This window comes from Amaricoccus tamworthensis, from assembly GCF_049800875.1.
In the GTDB taxonomy this organism is placed as follows: domain Bacteria; phylum Pseudomonadota; class Alphaproteobacteria; order Rhodobacterales; family Rhodobacteraceae; genus Amaricoccus; species Amaricoccus tamworthensis.
Genome location: NZ_JBNAFV010000019.1, coordinates 51,284 through 65,700 on the forward strand (window position 1 = coordinate 51,284; position 14,417 = coordinate 65,700).

The 14,417-nt window shown below is 50.8% G+C and carries 16 protein-coding genes; 8 read left to right on the forward strand and 8 right to left on the reverse strand.

The window, feature by feature from the left end:
• Positions 1-42: 42 nt before the first annotated feature.
• From dnaQ to ACP15P_RS20385, 5 genes are read right to left on the reverse strand one after another with little or no spacing between them, the layout of a single operon-like run.
• Positions 43-744, reverse strand: a complete 702-nt coding sequence (gene dnaQ, locus ACP15P_RS20365) for a DNA polymerase III subunit epsilon (protein ID WP_424930320.1) — start codon at positions 742-744, stop codon at positions 43-45.
• Entirely contained in the window at positions 737-1,342 is a 606-nt protein-coding gene (coaE, locus tag ACP15P_RS20370; protein ID WP_424930321.1) for a dephospho-CoA kinase, read from the reverse strand. The genes dnaQ and coaE overlap by 8 nt, the downstream gene beginning before the upstream one ends.
• The gene (locus tag ACP15P_RS20375) at positions 1,339-2,175 is read right to left on the reverse strand and encodes a shikimate dehydrogenase (RefSeq protein WP_424930322.1); all 837 of its coding nucleotides are present in this window, start codon (positions 2,173-2,175) and stop codon (positions 1,339-1,341) included. The genes coaE and ACP15P_RS20375 overlap by 4 nt, the downstream gene beginning before the upstream one ends.
• Entirely contained in the window at positions 2,172-2,807 is a 636-nt protein-coding gene (locus ACP15P_RS20380) for a Maf family protein (RefSeq protein ID WP_424930354.1), read from the reverse strand. Before ACP15P_RS20380 ends, ACP15P_RS20375 begins: the two co-directional genes overlap by 4 nt.
• A gap of 55 nt (positions 2,808-2,862) precedes the next feature.
• The gene (locus ACP15P_RS20385) at positions 2,863-3,066 is read right to left on the reverse strand and encodes a hypothetical protein (RefSeq protein WP_424930323.1); all 204 of its coding nucleotides are present in this window, start codon (positions 3,064-3,066) and stop codon (positions 2,863-2,865) included.
• Between the two features lie 297 nt (positions 3,067-3,363).
• Between ACP15P_RS20385 and ACP15P_RS20390 the strand changes: the two genes are divergently transcribed.
• The 7 genes from ACP15P_RS20390 (at position 3,364) to ACP15P_RS20420 (ending at position 10,718) form a co-directional block, all read left to right on the forward strand.
• Complete coding sequence (locus tag ACP15P_RS20390) at positions 3,364-3,816, forward strand: CopD family protein (RefSeq protein WP_424930324.1); 453 nt, start codon at positions 3,364-3,366, stop codon at positions 3,814-3,816.
• 79 nt (positions 3,817-3,895) lie between these two features.
• On the forward strand, positions 3,896-5,179 hold the full coding sequence (rho, locus tag ACP15P_RS20395) for a transcription termination factor Rho (RefSeq protein WP_424930325.1): 1,284 nt from the start codon (positions 3,896-3,898) through the stop codon (positions 5,177-5,179).
• A gap of 18 nt (positions 5,180-5,197) precedes the next feature.
• Complete coding sequence (mnmE, locus tag ACP15P_RS20400; RefSeq protein ID WP_424930326.1) at positions 5,198-6,505, forward strand: tRNA uridine-5-carboxymethylaminomethyl(34) synthesis GTPase MnmE; 1,308 nt, start codon at positions 5,198-5,200, stop codon at positions 6,503-6,505.
• 2 nt (positions 6,506-6,507) lie between these two features.
• A complete protein-coding gene (gene mnmG, locus ACP15P_RS20405) occupies positions 6,508-8,382 on the forward strand; it encodes a tRNA uridine-5-carboxymethylaminomethyl(34) synthesis enzyme MnmG (RefSeq protein WP_424930327.1) in 1,875 nt (624 codons plus the stop codon).
• Between the two features lie 4 nt (positions 8,383-8,386).
• Entirely contained in the window at positions 8,387-9,016 is a 630-nt protein-coding gene (gene rsmG / locus ACP15P_RS20410) for a 16S rRNA (guanine(527)-N(7))-methyltransferase RsmG (protein WP_424930328.1), read from the forward strand.
• Positions 9,006-9,824, forward strand: coding sequence for a ParA family protein (locus ACP15P_RS20415; protein ID WP_424930329.1), 819 nt, complete (start codon positions 9,006-9,008; stop codon positions 9,822-9,824). Before rsmG ends, ACP15P_RS20415 begins: the two co-directional genes overlap by 11 nt.
• Before the next feature lie 15 nt (positions 9,825-9,839).
• Positions 9,840-10,718, forward strand: a complete 879-nt coding sequence (locus ACP15P_RS20420; protein ID WP_424930330.1) for a ParB/RepB/Spo0J family partition protein — start codon at positions 9,840-9,842, stop codon at positions 10,716-10,718.
• 1 nt (position 10,719) lies between these two features.
• Here ACP15P_RS20420 and hemW read toward each other — a convergent pair whose 3' ends face one another.
• From hemW to rph, 3 genes are read right to left on the reverse strand one after another with little or no spacing between them, the layout of a single operon-like run.
• Complete coding sequence (gene hemW / locus ACP15P_RS20425; protein ID WP_424930331.1) at positions 10,720-11,880, reverse strand: radical SAM family heme chaperone HemW; 1,161 nt, start codon at positions 11,878-11,880, stop codon at positions 10,720-10,722.
• Positions 11,873-12,484, reverse strand: a complete 612-nt coding sequence (rdgB, locus tag ACP15P_RS20430; protein ID WP_424930332.1) for an RdgB/HAM1 family non-canonical purine NTP pyrophosphatase — start codon at positions 12,482-12,484, stop codon at positions 11,873-11,875. Before rdgB ends, hemW begins: the two co-directional genes overlap by 8 nt.
• Positions 12,481-13,194 (reverse strand): ribonuclease PH, encoded by a 714-nt coding sequence (gene rph / locus ACP15P_RS20435; RefSeq protein ID WP_424930333.1) that lies wholly within the window; start codon positions 13,192-13,194, stop codon positions 12,481-12,483. The genes rdgB and rph overlap by 4 nt, the downstream gene beginning before the upstream one ends.
• A gap of 146 nt (positions 13,195-13,340) precedes the next feature.
• Between rph and hrcA the strand changes: the two genes are divergently transcribed.
• On the forward strand, positions 13,341-14,408 hold the full coding sequence (gene hrcA, locus ACP15P_RS20440) for a heat-inducible transcriptional repressor HrcA (RefSeq protein WP_424930334.1): 1,068 nt from the start codon (positions 13,341-13,343) through the stop codon (positions 14,406-14,408).
• The last annotated feature ends 9 nt before the right edge of the window (positions 14,409-14,417 follow it).

A 14,417-nucleotide genomic window follows, 5' to 3' on the forward strand; every position in this document is an offset into this window, starting at 1 on the left:
CGTCAGTCCCGAGCGGCAACATCGTGCGGGACTGGCAGTCTCTCAGTGGACGTCTGAAAGATAGCGGCTCCACAAAGAATTATCACCGAGTTCCGCCACGAAAGCCTTGTGGCTTTCGGTTTCCTCCTCTGTAAGCCTCGCCGGAAGGGGAACCGGACGCGGCCTGGCATTCCGGGCAGTCTGTACTGGACCGTCATCCTCGTTTGACGCGACATTCAGAGACATTGAGTGCTGGCGGCCGCCTTTGAGCGAAAGATAAACCTCCGCCAAAAGTTCCGAGTCCAGCAATGCTCCGTGTTTCTGACGGTTTGAGTTGTCGACACCAAAACGTCGGCAGAGCGCATCAAGACTGTTTTGCGCACCTGGAAACCGTCGGCGCGCGATTTCAAGAGTATCCACAGCCTGTGACCACGGAAATGAGCCCCGGTTGACCCAACCAAGCTCGGCATTGATGAATTTGACGTCGAATGCGGCGTTGTGGATGACCATTTTGGAGTCACCGATAAATGTCACAAACTCATCGGCAATCTCTGAGAAAACAGGCTTGTCTGACAGGAACTCCGCACTCAGGCCATGAACCCTGTATGCCTCTTCAGGCATGTCGCGTTCCGGATTTATGTACTGATGGTACGTTCGTCCTGTGGGAACGTGGTTGAGCAGTTCCACACCGCCGATTTCTACAATTCGGTCACCTGAAAACGGATCCAGCCCAGTTGTCTCCGTATCGAGCACGATTTCACGCATTCCCGTGTGCTCCCCTAATCTCATTTACGATGCTTTTCACTCGCTCGCGGGCAAACTGCATACCCCGGTGGGTTTCGACTATGTAGTCAGCCTGCTTTTTTTTGATCTCATCAGGTGTTTGCCGGCCCAGGATATTATTGAACAGCGTTTCATTCATCCCGGGACGGCTCAATACTCTTTCTTTTTGAACAGAAATTGGAGCAGTCACAACCACAACACCATCCAGCCACTGCTGCGCGTTCGTCTCGAAAAGCAGCGGAATGTCAAACAGGAGCATCGGCTCACGTTTGTGGGTCTCAATGAAACCGCGCCGGTTCTCTGCAACCAGCGGGTGAATAACCTTTTCAATCCGTTCAACGAGATCCGGTTTTCCGGTAACCGCAGCCCGCAATCGTTCCCGGATGACATGACCATCTTCAACGGCCTCCGGAACAATTTTGGCTATCTCGGAGACACCAGTGCCGCCGCGGTTGTACAGCAAATGAACCACCGCGTCTGCATCCCATACGGGCACACCGCACTCGGCAAACATTTTTGCCGTTGTCGACTTACCCATCCCAATTGACCCGGTCAGGCCTAATAGGAAAGGTTCATTCATGACAAATCGAGGATAATTTGACGCAACTCCTCGTCAACTGTCGGCGTTTTTCCAAACCACCGTTCAAAACCCGGCACGGCCTGATGAAGCAGCATGCCCAGCCCGTCAACGGTCTTCAATCCACGGCTGCGCGCCAATCTAAGGAACGGAGTATTGAGTGGTGTATATACGATGTCGGTCACGACAACATCCGAGGGTGCCTTCACAAGATCGATGGTTAGTTCAGGGCCGCCGTTCATCCCAAGCGAGGTCGTATTGATGATCAAACCGGTGTTTTCAGTTGCTGATGAAAGGTCCTGCCAGTCAACCACAACCACGGAGTCTCCAAAATGCCGTCGCAAATCTTCGGCCCGGCTGCGCGTTCGGTTCGCTACTCGGATTTCCGTGCACCCTTCGGTGACAAGACCGGCGACAATAGCACGCGATGCACCGCCGGCCCCCACCACCAATGCTGGTCGCTCCTCCGCAGACCATTCGGGAGCCGCGTCACAGACATTTTTCAGGAAACCGTAGCAGTCTGTATTATCCGCGTGAAAGCCTCCACGCCCGTCGAAAGTCAGGGTGTTTGCTGCGCCTATCCGGGCAGCAAGATCAGATACGGATGTAGCAAGCTCAAGCACTGCGGATTTGTGGGGAATCGTGACGTTCACTCCCGAGAACCCAAGCTGATTCAACGCGGCCAATCCACGCTCCAAATTTTCAGGAGAAATCGCAAACGGTACATAATGACCGCGGATTCTAAAACGTTTTAGCCAATAGCCATGCAGGAACGGGCTCTTTGAGTGTTGTATTGGAAACCCAATAACACCGGCCAGAATTGGATTTCCGCTCATTCTATACAAATTCCCCTCGTGCGCAAAAATCCAAGTACTTCCAGAAGCGGCAAACCCAAAACCGAAAAGTAGTCCCCCTGGATACGGCTGAACAACTGCGCTCCGCCAGCTTCCAACATGTAACAGCCAACGGACGCGAGTATTTTTTCCCCCTGCTCAGCGAGATAGTTCTCCAGAAACTCGTCAGAAAACGGCCGCATGATCATCTGTGCTCTTCCAACATGACGCCAGACCGGCGCACCATCCTCAAAAATCACGGCCGCGGACAAAAGCTGATGTGTTTTTCCACGTAGTTTTCTGAGGTGATCTCCCGCCACTTCCATTGACGCGGGTTTACCAAAAAGTTCCCTTCCTTGGATCAGGACCTGATCCGCACCAAGAACGAGACCGCCTTTCAACTTCATTGCGACCTTTTGAGCCTTCAACTCAGCCAGCGTATCGGCAATGTCTTGCCCGCTTGCGTCCTCCGCAAGCATCGCGGCCGTGATAGCGCCTTCATCAATATCCACCGGTTTTGTCTCAACTACGACACCCGCATCCCGCAGGAGCTGGACACGAATAGCGGATCCGGAGGCAAGAATCAGTGGTTCAGACATGGTCCTCTCGAGGCAAAATTTACGTAGGCGCCTCATTACCAGGGCGCTACGGAATGGCAAGACCCGACCGCCAGACGGATTCGCCTCTCGATCAGGTGGTTCTTCCAAAAATCAACGCCAAAATCTTGCGGATAAATCTGTGGACAGTTGCGCCAGGATTTTGTGGGAAACCACCCTGAACCAGGCGGCCGCAAATTCCGCCAACATTAACCGTAAATTCATAAACAGCGAATTTGCCCAACCTGGGTTTTTCACGGGCAAGTGGGATAACTTTTTTTTGCCACGTAAAAAGCAACGTTTACACCTGGGGATAAACCTGTTGGCGAGCACAGCTTGATTTTCTAAGTCATTGTTTTCGCTTGATTATTTTATGAATATTTTGCTAACGTCATAAGGATAATCGGAGATTCACAAACTCCCGAGGCTGTGGAAAACTATGTGGGAAATTCGATTGAAAATTTAATCCCCGTGTTTCAGGGGATCTATCTTCCACCACAAAATTCAAAAAATATCTCTATTTTAAGAATGGAAAGCTGGTCTTGAGCCTTGGAAAAACCGTGTTAGCAAGCACAGACATCCTGTGGAGAAATCTATGATCGAGTTTTTGGTGTACCTGTATCCGTGGACCAAGGTTTTGCACGTGTTCAGTGTGATCACTTGGATGGCCGGACTGTTCTATCTCCCCAGGTTATTCGTTTATCATGCGGAGAGAGGAGCTCCCGGAACTGAGGTATCGGAAACGTTCAAGATTATGGAACGTCGCCTGGACCTGTTCATGCGGGGTCCCATGATAGCATCATGGTTTTTTGGTCTCTGCCTGATAGCCACCCCTGGTATTGTGGACTGGACCGGCGGGCTCTGGATTTATCCAAAACTGGCTGCGGTTTTCTTTCTGACCTGGTATCATCACTGGTGCAGTAAGGTCCGAAAGAATTTTTCCGACGACCTGAACACGCGTACGAGCCGATACTTTCGAATTATGAATGAAATCCCCGCATTGGCTTTGGTGGTGATAGTTGTAATGGCTGTCGCACGTCCTATTTGACTTTTACCTCACCCTGTGGCATGAGCGCGCAACCTCACCGGCCAATTTGGCACATCCCCTTCCCTATTCGAGTACCTAAATGGATCTTTCGACCGATTTCGAACAGCTTTCCTTGGCTGATCTGAAGGCTAAAACCCCGGCTGATCTATTGAAACTGGCTGAAGAGCTGGAGATCGAAAACGCATCGAGCATGCGTAAGGGCGACATGATGTTCGCCATTCTCAAGGATATGGCGGAGGAAGGTGTCGAGATATCCGGGGATGGCGTTCTGGAAGTCCTACAGGATGGGTTTGGTTATCTCAGGTCCCCTGAAGCCAACTATCTGGCTGGACCCGACGATATATATGTAAGCCCGTCGCAGATTCGGAAATTTAATCTCCGCACTGGCGATACAGTTGAAGGGGTGATCCGCGCGCCGAAGGACAACGAACGCTATTTCGGCCTGATCAAAGTATCGAAAATCAACTTTGAGGATCCGGAACACGCTCAACACAAAGTTCATTTCGACAACCTGACACCACTATACCCTGACGAGCGGATCAATCTGGAGGTTGATGATCCGACGATCAAGGACAAGACGGCACGTGTTATCGATCTCGTGGCTCCCATCGGTAAGGGTCAGCGCGGCTTGATTGTGGCGCCGCCCCGTAGTGGTAAGACCGTTATTCTGCAGAACATCGCAACTTCAATTGCCAAGAACCATCCTGAATGTTTCTTGATTGTTCTTCTGGTTGACGAAAGACCGGAAGAGGTCACGGACATGCAGAGATCCGTGAATGGTGAGGTTGTTGCCTCGACATTTGACGAGCCGGCATCGCGTCACGTGGCTGTTGCGGAAATGGTTATTGAGAAAGCCAAGCGTCTCGTTGAGCACAAAAGGGACGTTGTTATCCTTCTCGACTCGATTACCCGTCTCGGTCGCGCATTTAACACGGTCGTACCGTCCTCTGGTAAAGTGCTCACCGGTGGCGTAGACGCGAACGCATTGCAGAGGCCGAAGCGTTTCTTTGGTGCCGCCCGTAACATAGAGGAAGGTGGGTCTCTGACTATTATTGCGACGGCCCTGATTGATACAGGTAGCCGCATGGATGAGGTCATCTTTGAGGAGTTCAAAGGTACCGGTAACTCGGAAGTCGTGCTCGATCGTAAGATTGCTGACAAGCGGGTGTTCCCGGCAATCGACATCCTGAAATCCGGCACACGAAAAGAAGATCTTCTGGTCGACAAGGCCAATCTTACGAAGATGTTTGTTCTGCGCAGAATTCTCAATCCGATGGGAACGACTGACGCGATTGAGTTCCTGCTTGGTAAACTCAAGCAGACGAAAACGAACAGCGACTTCTTTGATTCGATGAACAGCTAAAATTGAATCGGGTGTTGGTTGAGCAGGGATACGATATTTGCGCAGGCCACTGCGCCAGGTAGGGCTGGTATATCCGTAGTCAGGATTTCCGGCCCAAAGTCGTATGATACTCTTACCAGAATTACAGGCAGAGATGCCAAACCCCGTTACGCGCATGTAAGGTCCATTGTCGACCCCGTGACCAATGACATGTTGGACGAGGCAGTTGTCCTATATTTTCCAGGTCCTGCCAGTTTTACGGGCGAGGACGTCGTAGAGCTCCAGGTTCACGGTAGTCGTGCTGTCGTTGATAGCGTCCTAAAACTGTTGGGAACTTTAGACGGACTACGGATGGCAGAGGCTGGCGAATTTACCCGCCAGGCTCTTACGAATCAGCGTATCGATCTAGCGCAAACCGAAGGTTTGGGTGACCTGCTGTCGGCTGAAACCAAAATGCAGCAACAGCAGGCCCTAAATCTTATGGGCGGCCGATTATCAAAAAAATGCGAAGAATGGCATAGTATTATTTTAAATAATCTATCAATGATCACTGCATCAATTGATTTTTCGGATGAAGAACTTCCTGACAATATTTTGGAAGAATTTTCTACCAAATTGCGCGACCTCGTCCGAGATATGGAAGCAGCATTGTCCGGCCATCAAACCGCCGAGCGTCTCAGAAACGGTTTTCAGGTCGCCATCGTTGGTGAACCAAATATCGGAAAGTCAACGTTGCTAAATTTCCTGGCTGGTCGCGATGTCGCGCTTACGTCGGAAATCGCTGGCACGACACGGGACGTTATTGAGGTATCAGTTGATCTTGATGGTATTCCGATCACTTTTTTAGATACGGCCGGAATAAGAGATACTGAAGACGTGATCGAGGGTCTGGGTATCGAGCGAGCACTTACCAAGGCCGATCAGGCAGATCTACGTGTAGTGCTCGTCGACCCAACCAGTGAAAGGAAACCTGGCGGGGTTACAATTCGAAGCGATGACATTATCCTACATGCCAAATCCGACATCTCCAACAGGGGCGATTCCAACTCCGTTTCCGGATTGACGGGTGATGGAGTAGATCATCTTTTGTCGCAGGTGAAATTCATTTTTGCGGATCGACTATCAAATATCGGTCTGACAGCACATGAACGGCAACGGTCATTGATAATCGAGTGTATGAGTCATCTGCACAACGTTATTGCGATGGTCGATCATAATTTCGAAGAGGTTGAATTGGTCGCCGAAGAGCTTAGAGCATCAATGATAGCGCTCGATGAAGTTGTCGGAAAATTCAATATCGAATCTGTACTTGGTGTGATATTCAGCAGCTTCTGTTTGGGAAAATAGGAATGTTTCACGTGAAACAATCTTCGTACGATGTGATAGTTGTCGGCGGCGGTCATGCGGGGACAGAAGCCGCCGCTGCAGCTTGTCGGATCGGTGTGTCAGTCCTCCTGGTTACCCATGATCGACGGAAGATTGGTGAAATGTCCTGTAATCCCGCGATCGGTGGTCTTGGTAAAGGTCATATCGTACGGGAAGTAGATGCTCTGGACGGTATCATTGGAATTGCCGCTGATGATGCAGGTATTCAGTATCGTCTCTTGAATCGAAGGAAGGGACCAGCTGTACAGGGCCCCAGGACACAGGCGGATAGAAATCTGTATCGAGCGTCGGTTCAACGACAGTTGAGCCAATACGAGAATTTAATCGTACTCGATGCTGAGGTTGTAGATCTAATAGAACGCAGTGGAAACATCCGTGGAATCGAGTTGGCTGATGGGACCAAGATCAAAGGTCAAGCAACAATACTGACAACCGGGACTTTTCTCGGTGGAGTGATCCACATCGGTGACGTTAGCAGTCCTGCAGGAAGAATGGGTGATGGTTCATCCACAAGACTGGCCGATCGGATTCGCGATTACAATCTCCCGATAGGGCGACTAAAAACTGGTACGCCGCCAAGGTTGAACGGAAAAACGATAAATTGGGACGCTTTGGACACTCAAAATGCGGACGATGAACCGTCCAGGTTCTCCTTCATGCCCCAAAAAACCCTCCAAAAACAAATTTCTTGCGGGATTACGCACACAAACTCGAAAACGCATGACATCGTACGAGGTAACCTGGCAAAATCCGCAATGTATGGTGGTCATATTAGTGGTGTCGGGCCACGTTACTGTCCATCTATTGAGGACAAAATCTCAAGGTTTGCCGACAAAGAGTCGCATCAGATTTTTCTCGAACCCGAGGGATTGAATACTGACGTCGTATATCCCAATGGCATTTCTACTTCTCTACCTATTGATGTCCAACAACAATACGTCACTACAATTAGTGGCTTGGAGTTCGTAGAAATACTTCAACCGGGTTATGCGGTAGAGTATGACTACATAGATCCGCGCAGTCTTGATAGCCGTTTATCCCTAAAAGGAATGTCTGGACTATATTTTGCTGGCCAAATCAACGGTACAACTGGATACGAGGAGGCGGCCGGTCAGGGACTCGTGGCTGGTTTGAACGCCGCTCTACAGGTTAAAGGCGATAATCCTGTCCATTTTTCAAGAGCCGATTCCTACATCGGGGTAATGATTGATGATCTCATTACCCGGGGAGTCACAGAGCCATACCGTATGTTCACTTCGCGCGCGGAATTTCGTTTGTCGTTAAGAGCTGACAATGCTGATCAACGGTTAACCGGACTTGGAATCACCTCAGGATTTATTCGGGAGAACCGAAAGAGAGTATATGAAGACAAATTGAAAAAGCTCTCCAGCCTTCAAACATCTTTGGAATCTGTGACATTGCCACCGAAGGAAGCTGGGGATCTAGGCATTTCAGTGGCTCAGGATGGTGTGCGCCGAAACATTTATGAATACCTTTCGTTTCCGGGTGTATCCATAGACAAGTTTCAGAAGGTCATTCCTTCAATAGCAGACTTTGACAAAGAAATCGTCTCTCAATTGTGCAATGACGCGAGGTATGCGCCATATCTGGCAAGACAGTCTGCTGATGTTCAGAAACTTCGGGATGACGAGGCCGTAACAATTCCGGAATCATTGGACTATTTGGGTATTTCGGGTATTTCGGGGGAGTTACAGGATAAACTGAACAGAATTCAGCCTCGGACACTGGGTCAAGCTTCAAGAATAGAAGGTATGACACCGTCAGCGCTAACCTTGGTTCTACTTCATTCCAAATCTGCATCTTCCAGGGCAAGTTGATTTTATGGTTGATAACGGGTTTTCAAACGGCCTCAATGTTTCACGTGAAACATTGGAAAAACTGGAGATTTATCTGGCCACGCTGAAGAAGTGGAACCCGCGTATCAATCTGGTATCAAAAACAACCATATCCGAAGCATGGAACAGGCACTTTGTCGACTCGCTGCAAATTTTTGATTTAGCCAGCACTACATTTGGCTGGGAATCTTGGTGTGACTTCGGTTCCGGGGGTGGGTTTCCAGGTCTCGTAGTTGCAATCGCCGCATCAGACCGCAAACAGCATACTCAAGTCACTTTAATCGAAAGTGACCAACGGAAGTGTACGTTTCTTCGGGAGGTGGCGAGGGCTTGCGACGTCGCGGTAACAATCAAAAATGTTCGTATTGAGGAAGTGCCTGCGTTAGGTTCCTGCGTTGTCTCCGGTAGAGCTCTGGCGTCTCTGACAAAATTGCTGGAATTTTCCGAAAAACACCGAGATCCTGACGGTATTTGCTTGTTTCACAAGGGACAATCGGTGCATAAAGAGTTGGAAGAGGCTCTTCAGAATTGGAAGTTGGATTACAAACTTCATCCCAGTTTGACGGACGATGGTGCCTCGATTGTGGAAATTGGAGCATTCCAACGTGGAAAATAGTGGTTCAAATCCGCGAGTAATTGCAATCGCAAACCAAAAAGGTGGGGTTGGAAAAACTACAACGGCAATCAACCTGGGTACGGCACTTGCAGCTCTCGGTAGTCGAGTTTTGTTGGTGGACTTTGATCCGCAGGGGAACGCCTCCACCGGTTTAGGAGTGGCAACACAGGATCGAAGCTTTACAGCCTATGATTTGATTTTTGCTAACCAAAATACCAATATTCGCATCAGTTCCACGGCCGTACCTGGCTTAACCATTGTGCCCGCAACTCCCGACCTCAGTTCAGCCGATGTTGAACTTGTTCCTGATGCTAGACGGTTGCACAAAATACGGGATTTGTTTGCCACATCACCACAAAATATAGTCGACAATGACTTTATATTGATCGATTGTCCTCCGTCTTTAAACCTACTCACTTTAAATGCCTTCGTAGCCGCTGATTCCGTTTTAGTGCCGCTGCAGTGTGAATTCTTTGCTCTCGAAGGGCTTTCGCAATTGATGCGGACTGTTCAGTCAATCAGGTCGGGTTCAAACCGTGATTTGATGATTGAGGGCGTTGTCTTGACCATGTTTGACAAACGGAACAACCTCTCCAGTCAGGTTGCTGAAGATGCACGGTCAAATTTGGGGTCGCTGGTATTCGATACGGTCATTCCACGAAACGTGAGATTGAGCGAAGCACCGTCCCATGCCATTCCTGCTCTGGTGTACGATCATACAAGTGCGGGTAGCATCGCATATCAAAAATTGGCGGGTGAACTCTTGGCGAGGATCAGGAAGAACTCATTGTCAGAAGAAATCGCGTAAGAGAGGCCAAAATTAATGGAAAAAAAGGGTCTGGGTCGGGGGTTGTCGGCTTTACTGGCTGATGTAGGTCCTATGGAGCCTGTTACGACTGACGTAGCGATGCCTGTGCGTGGTGACCAGATGATCGCTATTGAGCGTGTTCGGGCCAATCCGGATCAGCCCAGGCGAACATTTGATGACGCTGAGCTTCAGGATCTGGCCTCCTCGATCCGTGAGAAGGGAATCATTCAACCGTTAATTGTGCGTTTGGATCCAAACTATCCGGATGACTACCAGATTGTCGCTGGTGAAAGACGTTGGCGCGCGGCCCAGTTAGCCAATCTGCATGAAATTCCCGCTATTATTCGTGAACTCAACGACACCGAAGTTCTAGAGCTTGCCATTATTGAGAACATTCAGCGTTCAGATCTCAACGCGCTTGAAGAAGCGTTGGGCTATCGACAGTTGATGGATAGGTTTGGCCATACTCAGGAAAGGCTGTCTGAGGCACTCGGCAAGAGTAGGAGCCATATTGCGAATTTACTCAGGCTTCTGTCGCTGCCGGAATCGGTTCAGGAGATGGTTCGGAAGGGGTTGCTGTCCGCAGGGCATGCCCGCGCTATCATTACTTCGGGTCGACCGGAACAACTGGCAGCTGAGATAGTCAAAAGGCAACTGTCGGTTAGACAGGCCGAGCAGTTGGCAAAGAAAGACTTTACCAAAAAAGTTGGCGAACAGAAGGCTACCGGGCCATCGAAAGATGCAGATACGAGGGCGTTGGAAGAGGATCTTTCTGCTACTCTTAGTATGAAAGTGTTGATTGATCACAAACCTGGCCAGCAGGCAGGTGAGCTACGGATCAAGTACACCAATCTCGCAGACCTCGATAGGCTGTGCCAGTTGATGTCAGCGTAAGTTATTGATTTAAAATGTTATTTAGAACTGAATTAAGAACTGGGCGCCCTTGGGAAGTGACTTTTACCCGGTCGTCTTCTCTTTCCAGCATTCCTAAATGCTCAAGTTCGTGGATTGACGCCTGATTCAGGTCTCGTCCCGCCAAATTTTTGTAGCGGCTCAGCGAAATGCCCTCCTTGAGCCGCAACCCCATTAACATCATTTCCCGTGCCTGATCCTCACGGTCGAGAGGTGTTGTTGATCGTATCCCTGTGTTTTGGGCCTCAATCTCGCTAAGCCATTTTTCCGGGTTGCTCCATGCGACTGTGCCATATCTGTTGGAACGCCGAGTATATCGTCCATGGGCGCCTGGGCCAATACCGGCGTAATCGCCGTATCTCCAATAGATCAGGTTGTGACGGCATTCGGCTTCACTCCGGGCGTGGTTGGATACCTCATATCCATGCATCAGGTACTTTGAGCAAATTTCCTGGGTCAGTTCATACATATCGGCTGAGGCATTGTCTGATGGTATTCCGCGCAGGATTCCACGTTTGTCCATTTCGCCGAACCTCGTGTTCGGTTCAATCGTGAGCTGATAGAGTGAAAGATGGTCAACGGCCATATCCAAGGCCGTTGACAGTTCACTGCGCCAATCGGCCAAGGTCTGATTTTGACGGGCATAAATGAGATCAAAACTAACTCTGTTGAAGTTCGTTCGCGCTATCTCAAATGCCGATATTGCTTCCTCAGCAGTGTGCATTCGCCCCAGCGCTTTAAGATCTCTATTATTGAGAGCCTGAATGCCCATCGACAATCGATTTACGCCAGCTGAACGGTAGCTCCGAAATCTTTCTGCTTCAACCGAAGTCGGATTTGCCTCCAGGGATACTTCAATGTCGTTCGCAACTGTCCACGAGTTGGCGATCGCGTCGAGTACTGCTCCGACAGTTTTCGGGTCCATCAGGCTAGGGGTGCCACCCCCGAAGAAGACAGAATTTACCACACGGTTTGGAGTAATTTCGGCCTGTGTTTCGATTTCACGAACCAGTGCCCGAGCCCAGCGATCCTGGTCTACGGTCTTCCTGACATGACTGTTGAAATCGCAGTAGGGGCATTTAGCCGCGCAAAAAGGCCAATGCACATAGACACCAAATCCCCCGTGTTGCCAGTCTTCAGGCAAAACAGCCTGCGATGAGTTTTCGGAATGCATCGCCCCGGTGGCTTATGCGGTTCTTCTCCCACCGGTCCATTTCACCGAGCGTAATATCGTAGCCAACGGGTTCGAAAATTGGATCGTAACCGTGCCCCTGATCACCGCGCATGGGCCAAACACATTCACCTTCGATGCGACCGTCGAAGACCTCGTCATGGCCATCAGGCCATGCAAGTACCAAAGTGCAACGAAAACGCGCGGTCCTTGGGGCAGGAGCGTCAACCTTTTCAAGCGCCTCCCATGTACGGGTCATCGCATGGACGAAATCACGCTTTCCGTTAACTTCAGCCCAGTCAGCGGTATAAACGCCGGGCGCGCCATCCAGCGCATCGACTTCAATTCCGGAATCGTCCGCCAAAGCAGGCAGTCCGGTCGCTTGGGCGGCGGCATGGGCTTTAATTCGGGCATTGCCCACGAAAGTGTTCTCGGTCTCATCCGGTTCCGGTAATTCAAGCTCTTTGGCCGAGATAACGGTCACGGAATAATCTTCAAGCAGTTTTTTGATCTCCTCGAGCTTGCCCTGGTTGTGCGTAGCGACCACAAGCTTCGGATCGTCAAAGCGACGTGTCATGATGTCGCGGCTTTCTGCGCGGCGACCAGTTCAGACGCACCTTTTTCCGCCAGATCAATAAGCTTATTGAACTCATCACGGGAGAACGTGGCGCCTTCCGCACTTCCCTGAACCTCAATCATGTTGAGACTGTCGGTCATCACAAAGTTCGCGTCGGTGCCAGCGGTACTGTCTTCAGCATAATCCAAATCGAGGACCGGTTGCCCCCCGTAGATACCGCAACTGACAGCAGCGACATGACCGGTCAGAGGATCATTTTTGAGGGTGCCCTGCGCAAGTAGCTTGTTGACCGCCAGCCGCAACGCCACCCATCCGCCGGTTATCGAAGCGCACCTCGTACCGCCATCGGCCTGAATGACATCACAGTCTACCGTGATCTGCCGTTCCCCCAACTCCACCCGATCAATCCCGGCGCGAAGCGAACGGCCAATAAGGCGCTGAATCTCCTGGGTGCGTCCTGATTGTTTGCCGGCTGTGGCTTCCCGCCGGTTGCGGGAAGTGGTGGCGCGTGGCAGCATCCCGTATTCGGCTGTTACCCAACCAAGTCCCGACTTGCGGAGAAAGGGAGGAACATTTTCCTCTACGCTTGCCGTGCAGAGTACGTGAGTATTTCCCATTTTGATGATGCAGGAGCCCTCTGCGTGCATTGTCACGCCGGTTTCAATCGTAATGTCCCGGAGGGCATCGTTTGATCGGCCGGAAGGTCGCATTGTCGTCTCCTGCATGTTTAATGGTGAGTGACCGCATATCGCGCAAACCCATTGGGGTCCAGCGGCGAGATGGAGATTGGCGAGATTGACCTGCGGAATTGCGATGCATAGTTTCCTGACGAAGTGGAGAAGGTGAGCAGACTGACATGAATGACGAGTCACCGCTTGGCGGATTGAATGAACGAAGCCGGGAGGTCTTCCGGCGCCTGGTCGAAACCTACCTGGACACTGGCGGCCCGGTAGGATCAAAAACGCTGACCGGTTCCATGAAGCAGAAGGTCTCATCAGCGACAATCCGGAACGTGATGCAGGATTTGGAGATGCTGGGGTTGCTTGATTCCCCGCACGTTTCCGCGGGTCGCGTGCCTACTCAGCGTGGGTTGCGTCTGTTTGTGGACGGGTTCATGGAGGTCGGCGACGTAAATAATGTCGAGCGCGCGGAAATTGAAAAAACGCTGAGTTCCGATGACGGGGATCTTTCAGCGGTGTTGGATCGGGCAGGGGATTTGCTTTCTGGCATGACCCATGGCGCGAGCCTTGTTCTCACGCCAAAAACGGAAGCGCCCATTAAGCACATCGAGTTCGTGTCGCTGGGGTCAGATAAGGCTCTGGTTGTCCTGGTGACGGCAGATGGACAGGTGGAAAATCGTTTGTTTTCTCCACCGCCCGGCATGACTCCTTCGACCATGCAGTCGGCAGCGAATTTTCTTAACAATATACTGGTAGATCGCACGCTGTCGGAGATGCGCAGTGTGGTCGCCGCTGAGATCGCAAGGCGCAAGGCGGAACTGGATCAGGAATCAAAGACTGTCATCGAGAGTGGTTTGGCTGTCTGGTCCCAGGAACCAGGAGGTGGAGAGAGGCTCATCGTCCGCGGACGATCCAATCTGCTGGAAGCTACGGATGATGAGGCGCAGCTGGAGAAAGTGCGCGAACTGTTCGACGAACTGGAACGCAAGCGTGATCTGGCTCAATTGCTGGAACTGAGTGAATCAAGTGAGGGCGTGCGTGTTTTTATAGGCTCAGAGAACAAGCTTTTTTCACTTTCGGGTTCCTCTCTGGTTGTGTCTCCCTATATGAATGCTGACCGAAAAATCATCGGTGCGGTCGGGGTGATTGGGCCAACGAGGCTGAATTACGGAAGAATCGTACCGATTGTGGACTATACCGCGCAACTTGTCGGTCGACTGATTTCCGGTCGACCTCAGGGTTAGGACAGACAG